The following is a 20240-nucleotide window of genomic DNA, read 5'->3' as shown; positions in this document are numbered from 1 at the left end:
CGTCATCACGCTATGCCCCGGCAATAAGCGCATGAAGGCGAATATTATGGCAGATGAACAGGGTAGTGAAATGGCGGGCCAGGGCCATTGGGACGTCGACCGGCTGGTCGCGGAACTGAGCGCGGCGCGCAGCCGCTGGCGCCAGTCGCAACAGCATCATGCCGAATATGGCGCCGAAGGCTTTCCCTCGCGCGACAATCTGGCGAAGATCACCCAGTGCTTATGCGGCGCGCTCTTTCCGCTGCGGCTCGGCGCCGGCTTCGTGCGGCTGCATAATGAGGACGCCTATGTCGCCGAAACGCTCCAGGCCGTGCTGGGCCAGCTCCATGGCCAGATCAGGCTGGAACAGATTTATGCGTTGAAGGGTCAGCCGGCCGTCGCGGTGGATCGGGAAGCGGCACGGATCATTGCCGCCTTCGCCGACAGCCTGCCGGCCCTGCGTGTCCTGCTCGATACCGATGTCGACGCGGCTTTCCTGGGCGATCCCGCCGCGCGCAGCGTGGACGAAGTGCTGATCTGCTACCCCTCCATGCTGGCGATCATCCATCACCGGCTGGCGCATCGCCTCTATGAGCTGGGCGCGCCGCTGGTCGCGCGGATCGTGTCGGAAATCGCGCATGGCAAGACCGGGATCGACATCCATCCCGGCGCGCGCATCGGTCCGTCCTTCTTCATCGACCATGGCACCGGCGTCGTCATCGGCGAAACGGCGATCGTGGGCGCGCGGGTGCGCCTCTACCAAGGCGTGACGCTGGGCGCACGCAGCTTTCCGGCGGACGATAAGGGCGCGCTGGAAAAGGCCCTGCCACGCCATCCGATCATCGAGGATGATGTGGTGATCTATGCCGGTGCGACCGTGCTGGGCCGGATCATCGTCGGCAGCCGGTCCGTCATCGGCGGCAATGTCTGGCTGACCGACAGCGTGCCCGCCGACTCCAATGTGCGTCAGGCCAAGGCCCAATATGAAGTGACCAGCCGCGTCCAGGTTTCCGCCCCCCATCGCGTCCATGCCTTGGTGGAGGAGGCGACGGACGGGATCGGGGAGAGTATCTGAAGATCGTGGATGACAGGCTATCCCCCTCCCGCTGGCGGGAGGGGAAACATTATGGCTTTCGGTTGATGCCCCTTACTGCGCGCAGCTATCCCCATTGCCCGCGATCAAATCCAGACACCGGCCGTCGATTTCATCCTTGGGCACCGGCAGCTTGATGAGCGCGGCCAGCGTCGGCAGGATGTCGACCGTCTCTACGCCCAGCGGCTGCTCGAAATGCTGCATCCCCTTGCGCCAGAACAGGATCGGCACGCGGCGATCCGTGTCCCAGGGCGAACCGTGGGTGGCGACCGCGCCCATCACGGCGCTTTCCGGGATCGACATGACGCGCGGCTTCAGCAGTAGCAGCAGGTCGCCCGACCGCGCGGGATAGAAGCTGGCGCGCGCTTCCTGGATCAGGTTCCAGCTTTCGGGCGGGCCGGAGGGGGAGGGGGTGGCGGCGATTTCGGCCTTGGTAAACACGGTCTGCACCTGCGGATGGGCGCGCAGATAGGCCAGCGTTTCGGCCTCCACCTTGGTGCGCTCGGCGATGGTCAGCCCCTTGTCGAAATAGAGGTCGCCGGCCGGACCGTCGCTCCAGATCACCTTCTTGCCGGCCATGCCGACCTTCTCGGCGATGGTGGCATTCAGCGCCTTGGGCGTCAGCGCCTTGTCCACGCGCTGTTCCATCGGCATCGCGTTCAACTGGTGCCGTTCGGGCAGGTCATGGCCGCCATGGTCGGCGGTCAGCACCACGACATAGTCGATGCCGTCCTTGTCCAGCTTGTCGAAGAAGGCGCCCAGCTCGCGGTCCAGACGGTCGACCTGGATGCAGCTTTCCGTGCCCTCGGTGCCATAGGTGTGGCCGATATAGTCGGTCGCCGACAGGCCGATCGAGATGATGTCGGTCTGCGCCTGCTTGCCAAGGCGCATGCTGTCGATCGCGGCGGCGGCGAAGGCCAGCGTCAGCGCATCCTGTTCGGGCGAAATGCGGAAGCCGTTATAATCGCCCGCCTGACGGGTGAAGCGGCCGGTGCCGACGCTCTTGTTTCCGGCCTGCACCGCGAAATCCTTCGACACGCACTGGGCGGGCAGTGCGAACCCGGCATTGCCCTCGGCCAGACGCCGGGCGAACACCTCGTTCACCTTGGCCACCAGCGGCGGAACGGCCACGCCCTTGTAGCTGACATAGCCTTTGGGGCTGAGCCACCAGGCCTGATCGGCGGTGCCGCCACCCATCATGATCGCGGCGCGATCCTTGCCCGCGACCGACACGACGCGCGTGGCGGGATCGGCGATCTTCATCCGGCCGCCCAGAGTCGGCACCTTCAGGTGCAGGGGCGATGCTTCATAATGGTCGCTGTCGGTGCCCGGCCGGCTCTCATCCTCGGCGCAATAGACATTCTTGTCGTCGCGCTTGGCATCCAGGTCGAACCAGTTGTTGGCGATGATGCCGGTGCGCGACGGGCGGCTGCCGGTCAGGATGGTGGAATGGCCGGGGCAGGTTTCGGTCGCGGCATGGCTCTGATAGCCGCGCGGAAAGACGACGCCTTCGCTCGTCAGGCGCTTGAGGCCACCGCTATAATATTGGCGATATTCGCTGAACAGATCGGCGGAAAACTGGTCGATGCTGATCGCGACGATCAGCTTCGGAGGCGTAGCAGGCGTTGCGGTCGTGGCGGGCGTCGGCGTCGGGCTTTGCGCCACGGCCGGCATGACGGGGACCAGCGCGGTGGCGAGCAACAGGGCGGCGGCGCAACGTTTCAACATAGTCTATGACCTTCTCATGCCTTGACGGCGGATAGGGAGCGACCTAGCCCCCTTGCACCCGACCGACCAGAGGCCCGATGCGGATTTTTAAAGTCATATTCATGACGCTTGCCCTGTTGGCAGGCCTCCCTACCGTACAGGCGCAGAGCGCTTTCGGCGGCGGCGCAGCGCATATCGCCGCCGCGCTGGAGACGGAAAGCGCTACGCCCAGGGCAGGCGAGGGTACCAGCATCGCCTTTGCCATGGTGCCGGAAAAGGGCTGGCACGGCTATTGGGAAAATCCGGGCGACGCGGGTCTGGGCATGACCGTGGACTGGACCCTGCCCAAGGGCGTGACCGTCGGCGCCTTGCGCTATCCGGTGCCCGAAACGTTGCTGATCTCCGGCCTGATGAACCATGTCTATGAAGGCCCCTATGCGATCTTGGCGGACCTGAAGGTCGCGGCCGACGTGACGCCCGGCACCCGCCTGCCGATCAAGGCCGCAGCGCAATGGCTGGCCTGCACCGACAAGGTGTGCGTGCCCGAGGGCGGCGACCTGACGCTGGAACTGGTCGTGGGCGATGGTCAGATCGTGACGGCGACTCGCGCGCGTTTCGATGGCTGGCGCACCCATTTGCCGCGCCCGCTGGGGTCGGAAGCGACCTATGCCATCCAGGACGGCAAGGTGCGCCTGTCCGTGCCCTTCCCGGCGAGCGCGCAGGCGAGCGACGTCCACCTCTTCCCGCTGGCCGAAGGGCTTGCCCGTTACGCCGCGCCGCAGACGGTGACGCGGCAAGGCGACCGGTTGCTGCTGGAGACGGATGCGGCCGAGGGGGGCAAGGGCGGCAAGGGCGGCACCGTGCAGGCGGTGCTGCGCACGGGCGATCATGTCGGTTTCCTGCTGACGGCCAGGCCGGGCGAAGTCACTGGCGCGGCATCGGATGACGGCGGCCAGTGGGGCGCCATCCTTGCGGCGCTGGGCGGGGCGCTGCTGGGCGGGCTGCTGCTCAACATCATGCCGTGCGTCTTTCCGATCCTGGGTTTGAAGGCGATGAAGCTGGCCAGAGCCGGCGGCGACGAACGCACCGTCCGACGCGAGGCGCTGGCCTATACCGCCGGCATCATCCTGACCTGCCTTGCGCTGGGCGGACTGCTGCTGGCCTTGCGCGCGGCGGGGGGCGCGGTCGGCTGGGCGTTCCAGTTGCAAGATCCGCGCATCATCCTCGCGCTGCTGCTGCTGGTGACGGCGATCGCCTTCAACCTGGCCGGCCTGTTCGAACTGCGCGCCTATGGCGGTGGCGAAGGCTTGGTGGGGAAGGGCGGCGTTGCCGGTTCCTTCTGGACCGGCGCACTGGTGGCCTTCGTCGCGACGCCCTGCACCGGTCCTTTCATGGCGGCGGCGATGGGCGCGGCTTTGCTGCTGCCCTTGCCCGCCGCGCTGGCGGTGTTCGCGGGGCTGGGCCTTGGCCTTGCGCTGCCCTTCCTCTTGCTTGCCTATGTGCCGGCGCTTCGCAAGCGATTGCCTAAGCCCGGTGGATGGATGGGGACGTTCCAGAAGATCCTCGCCATCCCCATGTTCCTGACCGCGCTGGGCCTCGCCTGGCTGCTGGGCCAGCAGCGCGGGGTGTCCGGCATGACCATCGGCCTGACGGCGGCGTTGCTGCTCGCCCTGCTGCTCTGGTGGCTGGGCAGTCGTCAGCGGCTGGGCAAGGGCGGGGGCCTGATGGCCGCCATAGCCGCTCTGGCGCTGTTGGCCGGGGCCGCCTGTGCCTTGCCGACCCGCGCCCCGACCGTCGCAAAAGCAGGCGATTCAACTGTCCAATTCGCTGTCTCAAAACTTGCCGAATTGCGGGCCGCCAACAAGCCGGTCTTCCTCTATTTCACCGCCGACTGGTGCCTGACCTGCAAGGCGAACGAGGCCGCCGCCATCGACCGCGCCGAAACCAGCGCGGCCTTCGACAAGGCCGGCGTCACCGTCATGGTCGGCGACTGGACCAATGCCGATCCCGCCATCACCCGCTTTCTGGAAAGCCAGGGGCGGTCGGGCGTTCCGCTCTACCTCTGGTATGCGCCGGGCAAGGATGCCCAGACCCTTCCGCAATTGCTGACCCCCGCCACCCTGACGGGACTGGTGTCCTGATGGCCAAGGTCCGTGCCGATCAGTTGCTCGTCGACAATGGCCTCGCTGAAAGCCGCGCCCGCGCGCAGGCGCTGATCCTCGCCGGGCTTGTCTTCCTTGGCGACAGGAAGGTGGAGAAGGCCGGGCAGCAGGTTGCGGCCGATGCCGATCTGGACGTGCGCGGCCGCGACCACCCCTGGGTATCGCGCGGCGGCATCAAGCTGGCCCATGCGGTCGAGGCATTCGGCATCGACGTCACCGGCTTCGTGGCGATCGACGTCGGCTCCTCGACCGGCGGCTTCACGGACGTCTTGCTGACCAACGGCGCGGCAAAGGTCTATGCGGTCGACAGCGGCACCAACCAACTCGCCTGGAAACTGCGCTCCGACGACCGCGTCATCGTGCATGAACAGACCAGCGCCCGCATCCTGACCGACGCCCATATCCCCGAAGCGGTGGACATCATCGTCTGCGACGCCAGCTTCATCAGCCTCGCCAAGGTGCTGGAAAAGCCGATCAGCTTTGCAAAACCCGGCGCGCAGATGGTCGCCCTCATCAAGCCGCAGTTCGAGGCGCGGCGCGAGGAGGTGGGAAAGAATGGCGTGATCCGCGATTCCGCCGTGCATGACCGGGTCTGTACCGAGGTTCAGGACTGGGTCGTGTCGCAGGGCTGGACCGTCGCGGGACTGACGCAAAGTCCGATTACCGGTCCGCAGGGCAATGTGGAATTTCTTCTCTATGCCCGGCTTGGTGGATAACGGCTTCAGCTTCGTTCTCTGCCCCGGACATATACTGATACATATTGCGACAAAGCTTTCCATTGTGTCGCCCTGAAAGGCCCGATAGCCCTCCGCCATGCGTCCTTATTTGCCTGTCATTCTCACCGCCCTTTGTCTTGCCGGTTGCAGCGGCGAGAAGCAGCAGAAACCGCGCGCCGTCCCGCTGGTGGAGGCGCAGGCGATTGCGCCGGCAGGCTTCACCGACAATGTCGAAGCGGTCGGCACGGCACTCGCCAATGAGCAGGTTGTCCTGTCCGCGCCGGTGACGGAGCGGATCGAGGCGCTGAACTTCGCCGATGGCGGGTTCGTCGCCAAGGGGCAGGTGATCGCCCGGCTGGCGGTCGGTCAGGAAAAGGCCGAACTGGCCGCAGCGGAGGCGACCGCGCTTCAGGCCGGCCAGCAACTGCAACGTATCCAGGCGCTCAAGGATCGCGGCTTCGCCACTGGCGCCACGCTGGAGCAGCAGGTGGCGCTGTCCAACGCCGCGCGCGCCAATGCGCAACTGGCGCGTGCCTCGATCGGCGACCGGGTGATCCGCGCGCCCTTCGGCGGCTGGGTGTCGTTGCGCACCGTGTCGCCCGGTGCGATCGTGACCGCCGGTACGCCGATCGCCACGGTCAGCGACATCAGCCGGATCAAGCTGGACTTCACCATTCCCGAAACCCGGCTGGCGATGATCCGCCCCGGCATGCCGATCAAGGCCGTGTCGGCCGCATGGCCAGATCGCCCGTTCAACGGCACCATCGCCACGATCGACCCGGTCATCGACCCCGCCACCCGCGCGGTGAAGGTCCGGGCGATCCTGCCCAATCCCGACAAGGCGCTGAAGCCCGGCATGCTGCTGACCGTCAGCGTGCTGGCTCGCCAGCGCCAGTCGCTGTCGGTGCCGGAATTGTCGGTCGTGGGCGACGGCGATGAGCGTTTCGTCTTCATTGTGGAGGATCGCACGGCCAGGCGGGTGAAGGTGGATATCGGCATTCGTCAGGACGGCCGGGTGGAGATATTGGGCGGCGTGAAGCCGGGCCAGATGGTCGTGACAGAGGGGGTCGTGAAGCTGACCGACGGTGTCACCGTGCGCCTGCCCGGTGACCAGGCCGAAGCAAAGCCGAAGGACGGATCGGCCAAGGGCGCGCGCTGATGCAGTTATCCGACCTTTCCGTCCGCCGACCGGTCTTCGCCGCGGTCGTCGCGGTATTGCTCTGCATCGTCGGCATCGTCGGCTGGATGAGCCTGTCGGTGCGCGAATATCCCGACACCGATCCACCGGTCGTATCGGTCGAAACCAGCTATACTGGCGCGGCGGCATCGGTGGTGGAAAGCCGGATCACCCAGTTGATCGAGGATGCGGTCGCGGGCGTGCAGGGCATCCAGACCATCACATCCACGTCGCAGGACGGCACATCAAACATCAATATCGAATTCGACCCCTCGCGCGACATCGACAGCGCCGCCAATGACGTGCGCGACCGTGTTGGATCGGTGGTGGAGGATCTGCCCGAGGACGCGCTGGCGCCGGAAATCCGCAAGGTGGATTCCGATGCCCGCTCCATCCTGTTCCTGGCCTTTTCCCGACCGGGCTGGTCGCCGATCCAGATCAGCGACTATCTCGACCGCAATGTGGTGGACCGCTTTGCCGCGATCGACGGGGTGGCGCGCGTTACCATCGGCGGTGAGGCGCGCCCGTCGACCCGCATCTGGTTCAACGCGGAAAAGCTGGCGTCGCTCGGCCTGACGCCGGCCGATGTCGAATCCGCCCTGCGCGCCCAGAATGTCGAACTGCCCGCCGGCCGCTTCGAATCGAAGGACCAGAACCAGACGCTGCGCGTCGAGCGTCCTTTTGCCACGCCGGCCGAGTTCGCCCGGCTGGTCGTGGGGCGTGGCGCGGACGGGCATCTGGTCATGCTGGGCGACGTCGCCCGGATCGAGGAAGGCGCGGAAAATCCCTATAGCAGTTTCCGGTCCAATCAGGGCACGGCGATCGGCATCGGCATCATCCGCCAGTCGGGAGCCAACACGCTGGAGGTCGCGCAAAAGGCCAAGGCGCTGATCAGGGAACTGGAGCCGACCCTGCCCAAGGGGATGCGGGTCGCCATCGGCACCGACGAATCGCTGTTCATCGAGCGCGCGATCGACAATGTCTATGACACGCTGGCCGAAGCGGCCTTGCTCGTCATCCTCGTCATCTTCCTGTTCCTGGGGTCGGTGCGCGCCACCATCATCCCGGCGGTCACGGTGCCGATCTGCCTGCTCGCCACCTGCGCGGTGATGTGGCTGCTCGGCCTGTCGATCAACCTGCTGACGCTGCTGGCCTTCGTGCTGGCGATCGGTCTGGTGGTCGATGACGCCATCGTCGTGTTGGAAAATGTTTATCACCGCATCGAGCAGGGCGACGATCCGCTGGTCGCCGCCTATCTCGGCACGCGACAGGTGGGGTTCGCCATCATTTCCACCACGCTGGTGGTGTGCGCGGTGTTCGTGCCGGTGATGTTCCTCGCCGGCCAGACCGGCCTGTTGTTCCGCGAACTCGCCATCGCCATGATCGCCGCCATCGCCTTCTCCGGTTTCATATCCTTGAGCCTGGCGCCGATGATGTGTTCCAAGCTGCTCAAGAGCGCCGAGCGCGGCCGGTTCGCGCGCTGGATCGACAATCGCTTCCAGCGGCTGGAGGGGGGCTATGCCCGCTGGCTGGACAGCGCGCTGCGCAAGCCATTGCTGCCGCTGCTGGCGGTGCTGCTGTTTCTGGGCTTGGCGGGCGTCATCTTCACCCGCCTGCCCAGCGAACTGGCGCCGGCCGAAGATACCGGCGTGGTGGAGGCCAATATCAGCGCGCCGGAAGGCACCGGTTTCAACCGGATGATGGCCTATATGAAGAAGATCGAGGATGATCTGGCCTTCCTGCGCAAGGACGGCACGCTTCAAAACCTCGTCATCCGCACGCCCGGGGGCTTTGGCGCCACGGACGATTTCAACAATGGCAACGTCATCGCCTTCCTGCGGCCCTGGGAAGACCGCACCATCACCACGGCGGAGGTCGCGACCATCGTCAACAAGGTGATCGCCGACCAGCCGGGGGTTCGCGGCAATGCCGCGCCGCGATCGGGGTTGGGGCGCGGACGCGGCCTGCCGGTCAACATCGTGCTGGCGGGTGCAACCTATGAGGGGCTGGTCGCCGCGCGCGACCGGATCATGGCGGCGGCCGCCGCTTATCCCGGCCTCATCAACGTCGATAGCGATTACAAGGAAACCAAGCCGCAGATGCGGATCGAAACCGATCTGGCGCGGGCCGGCGATCTGGGCGTTTCGGTGAACGATGTCAGTCAGGCGCTGCAAAGCCTGCTCGGGTCCCGGCGGGTCGGCACCTATGTCGACCGGGGCGAGGAATATCGCGTGCTGGTACAGGCGGAGGATGAAGGCCGCCGGACGCGCGCGGACCTTGAACGGATCAACGTACGGTCGCGGACCGGGGCGCTGGTCCCGCTGTCGGCGCTGGTGACGATCCGCGAAGTGGCCGGGCCGCGCCAGCTCAACCGCTACAACAAGCTGCGCGCCATCACCCTCACGGCCGCGCTGGCGCCGGGCACATCGCTGGGCGAGGCGCTGGGCTTCCTGGAGGATCAGGCGCGCCAGTCGCCCGAAGTGCTGGCGATCGGCTATCGCGGGGAAAGCCAGTCGCTGCGCGAGACCGGCGGGTCGATCTGGCTGGTGTTCGGCCTGACCATCCTGCTCGTCTATCTGCTGCTCGCCGCCCAGTTTGAAAGCTTCATCCATCCCGGCGTCATCATCGCCACCGTGCCGTTGGCGGTGGCGGGCGGCGCGCTGGGGCTGGCGATCACCGGCGGGTCGATCAACCTCTACAGCCAGATCGGCATCGTCATGCTGGTCGGACTGGCGGCCAAGAACGGCATCCTGATCGTCGAATTCGCCAACCAGTTGCGCGACGAGGGGATGGAGGTTGCCGACGCCATTCGCGAAGCGGCAAAGCGCCGTCTGCGCCCGATCCTGATGACCTCCATCGCGACCGTCATCGGCGCGGTGCCGCTGGTCATTCGCGGCGGGGCAGGGGCGGCGGCGCGCCATTCGATCGGCACGGTGGTGGTGTTCGGCGTCAGCATGGCGACGCTGATCACATTGTTCCTGATCCCGATCTTCTATTCCCGCGTTGCCAAGCGGACGGTTTCTCCGCAAACCGTCAGTCGAAAGCTGGATTCGGCGCTCAAGGATTCGCCGGAAACCGCCGAATAATGGCTTTTTGGAGCTGCGTTGCCGATGAACCAGATTGCGTCGCCCGGTCAGTTGCGTCTTTCCTATCTGCGCTGGGCGCTGGTGACGGTGCCGGCCATCGTCTTCCTCGGCTTCATGTCCGGACGGCTCGCCAATAGCGGCTATGGCAATCGCTGGTTCGACGCGCTGGAAAAGCCCGCCCTGATGCCGCCGGGCTGGGCCTTCGGCGTCGCCTGGACCATTCTTTATGTCATGATGGCGCTGGCCTTCGCGATCGTGCTGCATGCGCGCGGGGCGCAGGGGCGGGGCGGGGCGATCGCCCTGTTTTTGGTACAATTGTTGCTCAACCTCGCCTGGTCGCCACTTTTCTTTCGCGCGCATCAGGTCGGCAGCGCGCTGGCGCTGATCCTGATCCTGTTCGTATTGGTGGCCGTAACGACCGCGCTTTTCTGGCGTATCCGCCGATTTGCCGGCGCGCTATTGCTCCCCTATCTGGCATGGCTGGCCTTCGCCTCCTTCCTCAACTATGAGATCGGCCGCCTGAACCCCGGCGCCGCGACCCTTGTCGCCCCGGCGCTCAGAACCCAGATATGATTTACAGCGCGCCTCCCTGCGCGCCGCACAGAGGATTAGAGCAATGCAGAGCGAAAACCGCTTCTTCGACGATCTGGCCAAGCTGGTGAATGGCGCCGCCGGCACCGTGGCGGGCGTGACGCGCGAATTTGAATCCAACGCGCGCGAGCGGGCGAAGGACTGGATCGGCGGCATGGATTTCGTGTCGCGTGAGGAATTCGACGCGGTCAAGGCCGTCGCCGCGGCTGCGCGTGAAGAGGTGGAATTGCTCAAGGCTCGCCTCGACGCGCTGGAAGGCAAGACGACCGAGCCGGTCACGAAGTCGGTCAAGGCGACCAAGCCCAAGGGCAAGGACGTGGCTGGGGATGCCGCCTGACTCCTGTCTGTCCTTTCGCCGCATGCGGTGATAAGGCGCGCCGATGATGGATAGTGACGAATTCGAACATGGCGGTGGGGAAGCCGCGCCGATCGACATGCTGGCCGCCTATTTCGAGGCGCATGGCTGGAGCTACGAACAGGTCGGCGAGGATGAGATCGTCGCGAACACCCAGGGGTCGTGGGCGCAGTATGAGCTGCGCGGCATCTGGCGCGATGAGGATCAGGTGCTGCAACTGCTGGCGCTGCCCGACATCCGCGTGACCGAAGAGAAGCGCGGCACCGTCTATGAGACGCTGGGCCTCATCAATGAGCAGCTCTGGCTGGGACATTTCGAGCTGTGGTCGTCCAGCGGCATCATCCTGTTCCGTCATGGCGCATTGCTGGGTGCGGGCGGCACGTTGACGCTGGATCAGGCGCAGTTGCTCGTGGAAACCGCGATCGACGAATGCGAGCGATTCTATCCGGTGTTCCAGTTCGTGCTGTGGGGCGGGAAGACGCCGACCGAAGCGATTTCCGCCAGCCTGATCGAAACCCGCGGCGAGGCCTGATCTTCATGACTGCGATCTGGCCCGATCATCTGTTCCTCATCGGTTGCGGCAATATGGCGGGGCAGATGCTGTCCCGCTGGCTGAGCCAAGGGCTGGAGAGAACCCGCGTCACCGTGATGCGCCCCAGTGGCAAGCCGGTGGGCGATGGTGTCTCTGTGGTGACGGACTATCCGGCCGCGCTGCCTGCCGGTACGACCGTGCTGCTGGGCATGAAGCCCTATCAGATTGGCGATGTCGCCGCCGCGCTGGCGCCGCTTTGTACGGCCGACACGCGGATCGTGTCGATCCTGGCCGGCACGACGCTGGCGGAACTGCGCAGCCGCTTTCCGGCCACGCGCGATATCGTGCGCGCCATGCCCAACCTGCCCGTTGGACTGGGCGAGGGGGTCACGGCGCTGTTCAGCGATGCCGACACCGATGCCGCCGCCCGCGAGGCTATCGGTGCGCTGATCCAGCCGCTGGGTCTGGTCGAATGGATCGCGGACGAAGCCTTGTTCAATCGGGTGACGGCGCTGTCGGGCTGTGGTCCCGCCTTCCTGTTCCGTTTCGCCGACGCGCTGGCCCGCGCGGGCGAGGCGATCGGCATTCCCGCCGATCAGGCCGCGCGCATGGCGCTGGCGACGGTGCAGGGATCGGCGAACATGGCGGCTCGCGCCTCTGTCAGTCCGGCGACCCTCGCCGACCAGGTCGCCAGCCCCGGTGGCATGACACGTCAGGGCCTCAATGTGCTGGATGCGGACGACCGGTTGCTAGCCTTGTTGACCGACACGCTGGCCGCTGCCCGCGATCGCGGCGAAGCAATGGCGCGCGGGGACTAAGGGCAGTTTCGGGGCGCATGCTTTTGCGGTAAGGGGCGGCAAAATCACCCTGGAGTCGCTCATGTTGTCGCCCGAAACCCCGATCCTGCTGCTCACCACTGGCGGGACCATCGACAAGATATATTTCGATGCGCTGTCCGACTATCAGGTCGGCGAGACGGTTATGGCCAAGCTGCTGGATGTTGCGCGGGTCAAACGCCCTTTCCGCATTGAGGAAGTGACGCGCAAGGATAGTCTGGAACTGGACGAGACGGACCGTGCGCTGATCGTCGCGCGCGTCGTCGCCGCCCGCGAAAAGCATATCGTCATCACCCATGGCACCGACACGATGACGGACACCGCAAAGGAACTGGCCGGGATCGAGGGCAAGACCATCGTGCTGGTCGGCGCGCTGGCCCCCGCGCGCTTTGGCGAGAGCGATGCCAGCTTCAACCTCGGCATGGCCTTCGCCACGGCGCAAGTGGCGGAACCGGGTGTCTATATCACCATGAGTGGTTCCGTCTTCCGTGCCGACAAGGTCGTCAAGGACCGCGCCAAGGGCGCCTTCGTACCGCTGTGATGCGCTGGTTTAGGTAGCGGCGCCGGCGGGCGCGGGAGGTTGCGTGTGAACAGCAGATATCGTTCGATCATGATGGCAGGGCTTCTGCCTGTTCTGGCGCTGGCGGGCTGCACCAATGCGCCGCATCGCTCCGCCGCACCGCTGGCGCCGGCCGCGCACTATGTCGCGCTCGGGAGTTCCTTTGCGGCGGGGCCGGGAGTCACGGTATCGGCGGATACTCCCACCATCCGGTGCACCCGGTCGCGAGACAATTATGCACATCAACTTGCGCGGCGGCGCGGTCTTGATCTGGTCGATGTCAGTTGTGGTGGCGCCACCACGGCGCATTTGCTGGGACCGTGGAAGGAACTGCCGCCGCAACTGGACGCACTCACCACCGATGCCGCGCTGGTGACAATTACCATCGGCGGCAATGATGTCAGCTTCGTCGGCTATCTGTTCATGGAGTCGTGCAAAGGCGCCGCGATCCGCCCCGACCTCGAACAGGCCTCTGCAAAGTGCAAGGCGATGACCGCGCAGCAACCGCCCGGTCCGGTTCCTGCTGCGCCGACGGAAGGCGCGTGGGCAAAACTGGCTACCGATCTCGATCGGGTCGCGGGGGAAGTCCGCCGCCGCGCGCCCAAAGCCCGCCTTATCTTCGTGGACTATGTCACGCTGCTGCCATCAGGTGCGCCTTGTCCGCAAGTGCCGCTATCGACGGACGCGATTGCGACCGCACAGGCGACAGCCGATCGTCTGGCGCAACTGACCGCCACCGTGGCGAAGCGGAACGATGCGGACGTGCTGCGTGCGTCGGCGTCGTCGCGCAGCCATGATGCCTGTGCGGCGCAGCCTTGGTCGAATGGTTTCGTTGCCCGTCCCGGTATAGATCCATTCACGCCCTATCATCCCAATCTGGCGGGGATGACGGCGATCGCAACCGCGCTCGACCATTTGCTGGGGCGCTGAACCGCCGGGAACCGCTTGGTCCTTCCACGCATTGTGCGCGCAGACATGAATGGAGGATCATAGCATGGCCGATTATCAGGAGCGCCCCGCCGCAACCACGACGACGATCATAGAAAAGCGCAGCGGCGGCGGCATGACGTTGGCGATTTTGCTGCTGGTAGTGGTCGTCGCCGTTGCCGCCTTCTTCCTGGTATCCAGCCAGACCAGCAAGAATGATGCGGTCGAAGGCGCCGCTACCCAGGTTGGCCAGGCTGCGAGCGACGTCAGTTCAGCGGCGAAGGATGCCGTGGACGGCAGCGGCAAATAATCGCGCATTCGTACCATCATGCGTAAAAAAAGGGGCGCTCCGATCATCGGAACGCCCCTTTTTTGACTTGCTGTCAGACGGTCGGACTATCAGCCCTCGACCTTCGCATATTTGGGCGCGGCCTCGTTCAGGATACGCAGGATCTTCTTGAGCGCGGTCGGCTCGTCCGTCTCTTCCATCGCCGCGAGTTCGCGAGCGAGGCGGCTGGAGGCCGCTTCGAAGATCTGGCGCTCGGAATAGCTCTGTTCCGGCTGGTCGTCGGCGCGGAACAGATCGCGGGTCACTTCGGCGATCGACACCAGGTCGCCCGAATTGATCTTCGCTTCATATTCCTGGGCACGGCGCGACCACATGGTGCGCTTCACCTTGGGCTTGCCCTTGAGCGTTTCCATGGACTCTTCGAGGGTCTTGTTGGAGGACAGCTTGCGCATGCCCACGCCTTCGGCCTTGTTGGTCGGCACGCGGAGCGTCATGCGCTCCTTTTCGAAGCGGAGCACATACAGCTCCAGTTCCATGCCCGCAATCTGCTCCTTCTGAAGCTCGATGACACGGCCCACGCCATGTTTGGGATAAACGACATAATCACCAACGTCAAAGGACAGCGCCTTGGCAGCCATTTGATACCTTTCCAATTCAACCGGGGGACGGGCCGTCGCGGGGCAGATGCGCGAGACAAATGCCGAGGGGTCCACGGCGCCACCGTCAAGACATGAAGCGTATTCTCCAGAGCCGGATGATAGGGAACATCCGACCGTCGCGGACCTATTTAGCAGATTCGTAACAAAATTACCACCCCCGGACACAATGTCTGGGGGTGGGGCTGTTCCTATGGCGCAATATGGGACGCCGCAGCGCTGGGCTTAGCTGCCCTCACCCGGTTCGGGGGAGAAGAACTTCTCTAGCTTGTTCTCCACGCCGCTCATTGCGTCGGCGTCGGCAGGGGCCTCGCCCTTCACCGTGATGTTCGGCCATTCGGCGGAAAATTTGGTGTTGAGCTCCAGCCATTTTTCCAGGCCGTTCTCGGTATCGGGCAGGATCGCTTCGGCCGGGCATTCCGGTTCGCACACGCCGCAGTCGATGCACTCGTTCGGATTGATGACCAGCATATTCTCGCCCTCGTAGAAACAGTCGACGGGGCAGACCTCGACGCAATCCATATATTTGCAGCGGATGCAATTGTCGGTCACGACATAGGTCATTGTCTGGGCACTCGTTGGATTGGAAAACGCGGTCCTGCTATGCCCCGCGCGCACGAAGGTCAATGAGGATATTGTTGCCGGGGATTTAGCGACGGTTTTGTGCGAAAGACTCGCAATTTCGCGCCGTTAGGCCGGCCCTTGGATCACTCGCCTACCGTCAGTTCCTCGTAACATGTCTGGGCTTCGGGCGCGGGGCCACGATGGGTGGGCAGGGCGACCACGCGGACGACGCGGACCTTATCGAAATGGGGGAAGGTGATGAGGTCGCCAGCGCGCACCGGCGCGTGGGCGCGCTCGATGCGGCGGCCGTTGAGGCGGACATGCCCGTCCTCCGCCAGCTTCTGTGCAGTCGAGCGGCTCTTGGAGAGCCGCGCGAACCACAGATATTTGTCGATGCGCAGCGTCGGCCCATGGCCGATGCCGGTCATCGGATCAGCCATTGCGGCCAAGCAGGTCGGCAAGGCCCGCAAAGGCATTGTTGACCGGGGCGGGGCTGCTGCCTGGCGCGGTGGGACGGCCCGACTGGGGGCGCGGTGGGCGCCCATCCTTGTCGGGCCGGCGGGGTGCGCCATCCTTGCCTTCGCGCGGCTGGCGCGGCTGCTGGCTTTGATTCGGGCGGCCATTTTGCGGGCGCCCATTCTGCGGACGATCGCCACGCGGTTTCTGCCGTCCCCTGAACGCCCAGTTTGCACCGGTGGCCGGGGTGGCCTGCGCTTGCGCAGCGGTTTCGGCCTCAGCGCCTTCCGCCACCTCGGCACCCTCTCCCGTCGCCTCAGCCGCTTCTGTCACGGCCTCGTCCGCAGGCGGCGGGGCTGGCGGCGTGACCGGGCGGAAGCCGGCGAGGCGCATCAGTTGCAGGAAAGAAGGTTCCGACAGGCCCAGCGATACGATCTGCGGGCTGGCATGGGTGAAAGGTTCGTTCTTGGCAATGGCTTCATGCGCGGCGCGGGCCATGCGTTCGGCCATGTCGATGCGCAGCATCTGGTCGCCGAAACCACGGAAGCCGGCGATGCGCGCACCCATCTGCTCGAACTTCTCGCCCGCCGGGATCAGGGTGAGACCGGGGCCGGGCAGCGGCAGGCAGGGCTTGGCGATGCGGGCCGCCAGCAGGGCGGAGCGCCAGCGCGCCGCACCGGGCTTCAGCAGGCCGGGATGATAGATGTCGAGCACGCCGATATCGATGCCCGCCTTGCGCAGCAAATGGCGCTGATCCTTGTCGAGATGGCCGAGCGCCGAATCGAGGTCGGTCCGGGCGATCACGCCGCCGGCATCGCCGAGCTGGGCGAAGACGGCGCGCACGACGGCGGGCACTTCCGGATCGGATGCGCTCTCGCTCATTTTGACGAGGGGGAGGAGATGCTTCTGCTTTTGCGCTTCGACCCAGACGGCGAGGCGGGTGGCGACCTGCTTCTGCACATCCTGATCCAGGCTAAGTATCGCGCGATCCAGCCGAATTTCCGGGGCCAGCAGGCTTGGTCCTGCCAGCAGCGACGCCACTGGTGTTTCACCCCAGGCGATGCCCGGTACCTGTCCCGCTTCGTCCATGAGCGCGAAATCCGTATCCGCCGCGCCCACCAATTCGTCTGCCTTCACTCGTAATACCTTTCCAAGGCGCCGTTCCGCGGCCGCCAGCAACATTTTTCTGTCCTGATGTCGCGTAGCGGGATCGACCGAGAATCGGAAGCCGTCAAGTTTTCCGATCGTCTCGCCATCGACACAGACGCTCCCGTCCGGCTCCACCGTAACCGGCAGGTTGCTCGCATTCTGCCCGATATCGCGCAGCAGGACGGAGGTTCGCCGATCGACGAAACGCTGCGTCAGCGCGGCATGCAGCGCGTCGGACAGCTTCTCCTCCAGCGCGCGGGTGCGCTCCGCCATTTCGGCCGGATGGGCCAGCCAGTCGGGGCGGTGGGCGATGTAGGACCATGTACGCGCGGCGGCGATTCGGCCGGACAACGTGTCGATATCGCCCTGCACCGAATCGAGCCGGGCCAGATTCTGGGCGAACCAGTCGCGCGGGATATGACCGGTTCCTTCGGACAGGAAATGCCAGATGCGGCTGACAGTGCGGCCATGATGGTCCGCGCCCAGCTTCTGAAAATCGGGCAGGCCACAGGCGCTCCAGAGGCGTTCGACCTGTCGCTTGCCCTTGACCCGTTCGATCACGAGCGGATCGTCGGCCATGCGGCGTAATACGGCCAGATCGACGGCTTCGGGCGCGGCGCGCAGTTCGGAACGTTGCGGCTTCTGCTCCAGATCGGCCAGGAGATGCTCCAGCCGGTCAGTGCGCGGGGTGCCATTGCGCCAGAAAAGCTGTTCGATCGGCGGGAAGCGATGCGCCTCGATCGCTTCGATTTCTTCGGGTGTGAAGGCGGCGTCGCCATCTTCTCCACCCAGGCTGCCGAACGTGCCGTCCTTGTGATGGCGCCCGGCGCGTCCGGCAATCTGCGCCATTTCGCTGACGGTCAGGCGACGGCTGCGGCGGCCATCGAACTTGCGCAGGGATGCGAAGGCGACATGAGCGACGTCCAGATTCAACCCCATGCCGATCGCGTCGGTCGCGACCAGATAGTCGACCTCGCCATTCAGGAACATCTGCACCTGCGAATTGCGGGTGCGGGGGGACAGGGCGCCCATGACCACCGCCGCGCCGCCGCGAAAGCGCCGCAGCATTTCGGCGACGGCGTAGACCTCCTCGGCAGAGAAGGCGACGATGGCGGATCGCTTGGGCAGGCGCGACAGCTTTTTCGCACCCGCATAGGAGAGGGTGGAAAAGCGCGGGCGGCCGATGATTTCGACATCGGGCACCAAGGCTTTCACGACACGGCTAATACTGGCGGAGCCAAGGATCATCGTCTCCTCCCGGCCGCGTGCGCGCAGCAGCCGGTCGGTGAATATATGGCCGCGTTCCGGGTCCGACCCCAGTTGCGCCTCGTCCAGCGCGACGAAGGCGAAATCCTCCTTGATGCCGGTCTCCCGGCCCCCGCTGAGCGGCATGGACTCCGCCGTACACAGGAAATAGCGCGCACCCGGCGGCACGATCTTTTCCTCGCCGGTGATGAGGGCGACCAATTGCGGCCCCTTGATCGCGACCACCCGGTCATAGACCTCGCGGGCCAGCAGGCGCAGCGGAAAGCCCATCATGCCGCTCGAATGGCCGCACATGCGCTCTACGGCGAGGTGCGTCTTGCCGGTGTTGGTCGGACCGAGGACGGCGGTGATGGGGGAACGCGCGAACTGGACCATTATGATGGCCTATGTCGGGGATGACCGGCGCAGTGGCAAGGAGTTTCGCGGTTCCCCTCGCGATCGCCAGTCCCGTCCGGCCATCGGCACGGTTCGTCGCACGCACGTTCGTCATGCGAACGTCTTTATTTGACTTTAACCCTATGCGTTCACAACGATCCCGCTCACGCATGGCGCGGGGGACGTTGCCGGCGCAGCAATGATAAAAATGCCTTTGGGGTCGCGGGTTTGTTTCAGGAAAGCCAGTTGGGATCGCAACAGGGCGGCGCGTCGATGTCGCTATGGATGGCTGATTCCCTGGCTCATGCCGGGGCGGCCCCGCAACCACGCGACTGGCGCACGCGCCTGCGCGATTGGGCGGACGAGGTCGATCTGGTCCCGGATCTTGCCGAACGGGTGGGCAGCCTCACCTGGTTTCGGGGATTAGCCACCTGCTTCGGCCTTTGCGCCACGGCGCTCTACCTTTCGCCTTCCTTCCAGCCCATTCCCGGCCTGCCTGGCGTCCGCCTGACCGACGCGCATTATGACGAGGTGCGCAGCCAGATGATGACGCCGCTCGCGCTGGGCGCGGACAGCGGACGGCATATGGGCGCAACCGACGCGGTACAGCCGCTGCGCGAGACGCCGGAACGGCCCCAGATCGAACTCAGTGCCCAGATCGGCAGCAGCGATACGCTGGCCCGCGCTTTGTCGCGCGCCGGGGTCAGCGGTGGCGACGTCGCGACCGTGACGGCAATGGTCGGTGACGACATGAGCGATGGCGTGAAGCCCGGTACGCGCCTCGACATCATATTAGGGCGCCGCACCAGCCGCGACCGGCCGCGTCCACTCGACAGGCTGGCCTTCCGCGCCCGGCTCGACCTCAGTCTGGAGTTGACGCGCGCAGGCGGCGTGTTGTCGATCAAGCGCATCCCCATCCGTGTCGACAATACGCCGCTGCGCATCCAGGGCGTGGTCGGCGACAGCATCTATCGCTCCGCGCGCGCGGCCGGTGCGCCGCCCAAGGCGGTGCAGGCCTTCCTGCGCGTCATCGCCGGGCAGGTCGATCTGGGCGGCATCGGCGCGGGTGACCGCTACGACATCGTGACCGAATATCGCCGCGCCGAAACCGGCGACGTGGAAGTGGGCGACCTGCTTTATGCCGGCCTTCGGCGGTCGCGCGGCAAGTCGGTCGACATGCTGAAATGGACGAAAGACGGCCGCACCGAATGGTTCGAGGCGTCGGGCGTGGGCGAACGGCGCGGTGTGTTGTCGGCCCCGGTCGCTGGCCGCATGTCTTCGGGTTATGGCCAGCGCCGCCATCCGATATTGGGCTATACCCGCATGCACGCCGGTATCGACTTTGCGGCGCGTTATGGATCGCCCATCTATGCCGTGACCGACGGTGTGGTCGCCTTTGCCGGGCGGCATGGCGGCCATGGCAATTATGTGCGTATCCAGCATGGCGGCGGCCTGGCCACCGGCTATGCGCATATGAGCCGCATCGCGGCGGAACCGGGCCAGCGGGTGCGGCGCGGTCAGGTGATCGGCTATGTCGGATCGACCGGCCTGTCGACCGGACCACATCTCCATTATGAGTTGTATCGCAATGGCGCGACGGTCAATCCGCTGTCGGTGAAGTTCACCACGACGGCGCAACTGGCAGGGGCAGAACTGTCCGCCTTCCGTACGCGGTTGGCGCAATATCAGGGGCTGCGCGTGGGCCTGCATGACAGTTTCGCGCAGAAGGCCTCGGCGAACCCGGTGGCTTCGGGCAAATAAGGCG

The 20240-nt window shown here is 65.4% G+C and carries 18 protein-coding genes; 13 read left to right on the top strand and 5 right to left on the bottom strand.

The annotated features are described in order from the left end of the window. The first annotated feature begins 46 nt into the window (after nt 1–46). The gene (gene epsC, locus ASE85_RS03115) at nt 47–1054 is read left to right on the top strand and encodes a serine O-acetyltransferase EpsC (protein WP_056684301.1); all 1008 of its coding nucleotides are present in this window, start codon (nt 47–49) and stop codon (nt 1052–1054) included. 72 nt (nt 1055–1126) lie between these two features. Here the strand turns inward: epsC and ASE85_RS03110 are convergent, their stop codons facing one another. After that, nucleotides 1127–2800, bottom strand: a complete 1674-nt coding sequence (locus ASE85_RS03110) for an alkaline phosphatase family protein (protein WP_056683252.1) — start codon at nt 2798–2800, stop codon at nt 1127–1129. Between the two features lie 77 nt (nt 2801–2877). On the opposite strand from ASE85_RS03110, the gene ASE85_RS03105 reads away from it, so the two are divergent. The 11 genes from ASE85_RS03105 to ASE85_RS03055 all read left to right on the top strand — a co-directional run bounded on the left by ASE85_RS03105 (nt 2878) and on the right by ASE85_RS03055 (nt 14030). Then, a complete protein-coding gene (locus ASE85_RS03105) occupies nt 2878–4920 on the top strand; it encodes a protein-disulfide reductase DsbD family protein (RefSeq protein ID WP_056683250.1) in 2043 nt (680 codons plus the stop codon). Then, complete coding sequence (locus ASE85_RS03100) at nt 4920–5657, top strand: TlyA family RNA methyltransferase (RefSeq protein WP_056683246.1); 738 nt, start codon at nt 4920–4922, stop codon at nt 5655–5657. Before ASE85_RS03105 ends, ASE85_RS03100 begins: the two co-directional genes overlap by 1 nt. Nucleotides 5658–5754: 97 nt before the next feature. Continuing rightward, on the top strand, nt 5755–6816 hold the full coding sequence (locus ASE85_RS03095; RefSeq protein ID WP_056683244.1) for an efflux RND transporter periplasmic adaptor subunit: 1062 nt from the start codon (nt 5755–5757) through the stop codon (nt 6814–6816). Beyond that, nucleotides 6816–9920, top strand: coding sequence for an efflux RND transporter permease subunit (locus tag ASE85_RS03090; RefSeq protein WP_056683240.1), 3105 nt, complete (start codon nt 6816–6818; stop codon nt 9918–9920). The genes ASE85_RS03095 and ASE85_RS03090 overlap by 1 nt, the downstream gene beginning before the upstream one ends. 24 nt (nt 9921–9944) lie before the next feature. Then, nucleotides 9945–10493 carry a TspO/MBR family protein gene (locus ASE85_RS03085; RefSeq protein ID WP_056683237.1) on the top strand — a complete coding sequence of 183 codons (549 nt, stop codon included), beginning with the start codon at nt 9945–9947 and terminating at the stop codon, nt 10491–10493. A gap of 43 nt (nt 10494–10536) precedes the next feature. Next, nucleotides 10537–10848, top strand: a complete 312-nt coding sequence (locus tag ASE85_RS03080; RefSeq protein ID WP_056683234.1) for an accessory factor UbiK family protein — start codon at nt 10537–10539, stop codon at nt 10846–10848. A gap of 43 nt (nt 10849–10891) precedes the next feature. Continuing rightward, nucleotides 10892–11398, top strand: coding sequence for a YbjN domain-containing protein (locus tag ASE85_RS03075; protein ID WP_056683232.1), 507 nt, complete (start codon nt 10892–10894; stop codon nt 11396–11398). 5 nt (nt 11399–11403) lie between these two features. Further along, nucleotides 11404–12216: a pyrroline-5-carboxylate reductase gene (gene proC / locus ASE85_RS03070; protein WP_056683227.1), complete on the top strand. Its 813-nt coding sequence runs from the start codon at nt 11404–11406 to the stop codon at nt 12214–12216. Nucleotides 12217–12277: 61 nt separating this feature from the next. Continuing rightward, nucleotides 12278–12775 carry an asparaginase domain-containing protein gene (locus ASE85_RS03065; protein ID WP_056683224.1) on the top strand — a complete coding sequence of 166 codons (498 nt, stop codon included), beginning with the start codon at nt 12278–12280 and terminating at the stop codon, nt 12773–12775. A gap of 45 nt (nt 12776–12820) precedes the next feature. Further along, nucleotides 12821–13723: an SGNH/GDSL hydrolase family protein gene (locus ASE85_RS03060; RefSeq protein ID WP_156358163.1), complete on the top strand. Its 903-nt coding sequence runs from the start codon at nt 12821–12823 to the stop codon at nt 13721–13723. Nucleotides 13724–13787: 64 nt separating this feature from the next. After that, on the top strand, nt 13788–14030 hold the full coding sequence (locus tag ASE85_RS03055; RefSeq protein ID WP_056684298.1) for a hypothetical protein: 243 nt from the start codon (nt 13788–13790) through the stop codon (nt 14028–14030). Between the two features lie 89 nt (nt 14031–14119). On the opposite strand, the gene ASE85_RS03050 is transcribed toward ASE85_RS03055, so the two are convergent. From ASE85_RS03050 to ASE85_RS03035, 4 genes are all read right to left on the bottom strand, one after another. Continuing rightward, a complete protein-coding gene (locus ASE85_RS03050; protein ID WP_007709832.1) occupies nt 14120–14647 on the bottom strand; it encodes a CarD family transcriptional regulator in 528 nt (175 codons plus the stop codon). Nucleotides 14648–14890: 243 nt separating this feature from the next. Then, complete coding sequence (fdxA, locus tag ASE85_RS03045) at nt 14891–15229, bottom strand: ferredoxin FdxA (RefSeq protein ID WP_056683218.1); 339 nt, start codon at nt 15227–15229, stop codon at nt 14891–14893. Nucleotides 15230–15372: 143 nt separating this feature from the next. Beyond that, nucleotides 15373–15657 (bottom strand): RNA-binding S4 domain-containing protein, encoded by a 285-nt coding sequence (locus tag ASE85_RS03040; protein WP_082462660.1) that lies wholly within the window; start codon nt 15655–15657, stop codon nt 15373–15375. A 4-nt stretch (nt 15658–15661) separates the two neighbouring features. Next, nucleotides 15662–18475, bottom strand: coding sequence for a helicase-related protein (locus ASE85_RS03035; RefSeq protein WP_056683212.1), 2814 nt, complete (start codon nt 18473–18475; stop codon nt 15662–15664). A gap of 285 nt (nt 18476–18760) precedes the next feature. Here ASE85_RS03035 and ASE85_RS03030 point away from each other — a divergent pair, with 285 nt between their 5' ends. Then, complete coding sequence (locus tag ASE85_RS03030) at nt 18761–20236, top strand: M23 family metallopeptidase (RefSeq protein ID WP_443018465.1); 1476 nt, start codon at nt 18761–18763, stop codon at nt 20234–20236. Nucleotides 20237–20240: the final 4 nt, after the last annotated feature.

It is taken from the genome of Sphingobium sp. Leaf26 (genome assembly GCF_001421665.1).
Classification (GTDB): Bacteria; Pseudomonadota; Alphaproteobacteria; order Sphingomonadales; family Sphingomonadaceae; genus Sphingobium.
The sequence above is the reverse complement of the archived record's forward strand: the minus strand, read 5'-3'. Positions and strand labels throughout refer to the sequence as shown.

What these genes read in the sequence shown, in the direction of transcription:
- epsC (WP_056684301.1), top strand. Translation starts at nt 47, where the DNA reads ATGGCAGATGAACAGGGTAGTGAAATGGCGGGCCAGGGCCATTGGGAC.
- ASE85_RS03110 (WP_056683252.1), bottom strand. Translation starts at nt 2,800, where the DNA reads ATGTTGAAACGTTGCGCCGCCGCCCTGTTGCTCGCCACCGCGCTGGTC.
- ASE85_RS03105 (WP_056683250.1), top strand. Translation starts at nt 2,878, where the DNA reads ATGCGGATTTTTAAAGTCATATTCATGACGCTTGCCCTGTTGGCAGGC.
- ASE85_RS03100 (WP_056683246.1), top strand. Translation starts at nt 4,920, where the DNA reads ATGGCCAAGGTCCGTGCCGATCAGTTGCTCGTCGACAATGGCCTCGCT.
- ASE85_RS03095 (WP_056683244.1), top strand. Translation starts at nt 5,755, where the DNA reads ATGCGTCCTTATTTGCCTGTCATTCTCACCGCCCTTTGTCTTGCCGGT.
- ASE85_RS03090 (WP_056683240.1), top strand. Translation starts at nt 6,816, where the DNA reads ATGCAGTTATCCGACCTTTCCGTCCGCCGACCGGTCTTCGCCGCGGTC.
- ASE85_RS03085 (WP_056683237.1), top strand. Translation starts at nt 9,945, where the DNA reads ATGAACCAGATTGCGTCGCCCGGTCAGTTGCGTCTTTCCTATCTGCGC.
- ASE85_RS03080 (WP_056683234.1), top strand. Translation starts at nt 10,537, where the DNA reads ATGCAGAGCGAAAACCGCTTCTTCGACGATCTGGCCAAGCTGGTGAAT.
- ASE85_RS03075 (WP_056683232.1), top strand. Translation starts at nt 10,892, where the DNA reads ATGATGGATAGTGACGAATTCGAACATGGCGGTGGGGAAGCCGCGCCG.
- proC (WP_056683227.1), top strand. Translation starts at nt 11,404, where the DNA reads ATGACTGCGATCTGGCCCGATCATCTGTTCCTCATCGGTTGCGGCAAT.
- ASE85_RS03065 (WP_056683224.1), top strand. Translation starts at nt 12,278, where the DNA reads ATGTTGTCGCCCGAAACCCCGATCCTGCTGCTCACCACTGGCGGGACC.
- ASE85_RS03055 (WP_056684298.1), top strand. Translation starts at nt 13,788, where the DNA reads ATGGCCGATTATCAGGAGCGCCCCGCCGCAACCACGACGACGATCATA.
- ASE85_RS03050 (WP_007709832.1), bottom strand. Translation starts at nt 14,647, where the DNA reads ATGGCTGCCAAGGCGCTGTCCTTTGACGTTGGTGATTATGTCGTTTAT.
- fdxA (WP_056683218.1), bottom strand. Translation starts at nt 15,229, where the DNA reads ATGACCTATGTCGTGACCGACAATTGCATCCGCTGCAAATATATGGAT.
- ASE85_RS03040 (WP_082462660.1), bottom strand. Translation starts at nt 15,657, where the DNA reads ATGACCGGCATCGGCCATGGGCCGACGCTGCGCATCGACAAATATCTG.
- ASE85_RS03035 (WP_056683212.1), bottom strand. Translation starts at nt 18,475, where the DNA reads ATGGTCCAGTTCGCGCGTTCCCCCATCACCGCCGTCCTCGGTCCGACC.
- ASE85_RS03030 (WP_443018465.1), top strand. Translation starts at nt 18,761, where the DNA reads ATGGCTGATTCCCTGGCTCATGCCGGGGCGGCCCCGCAACCACGCGAC.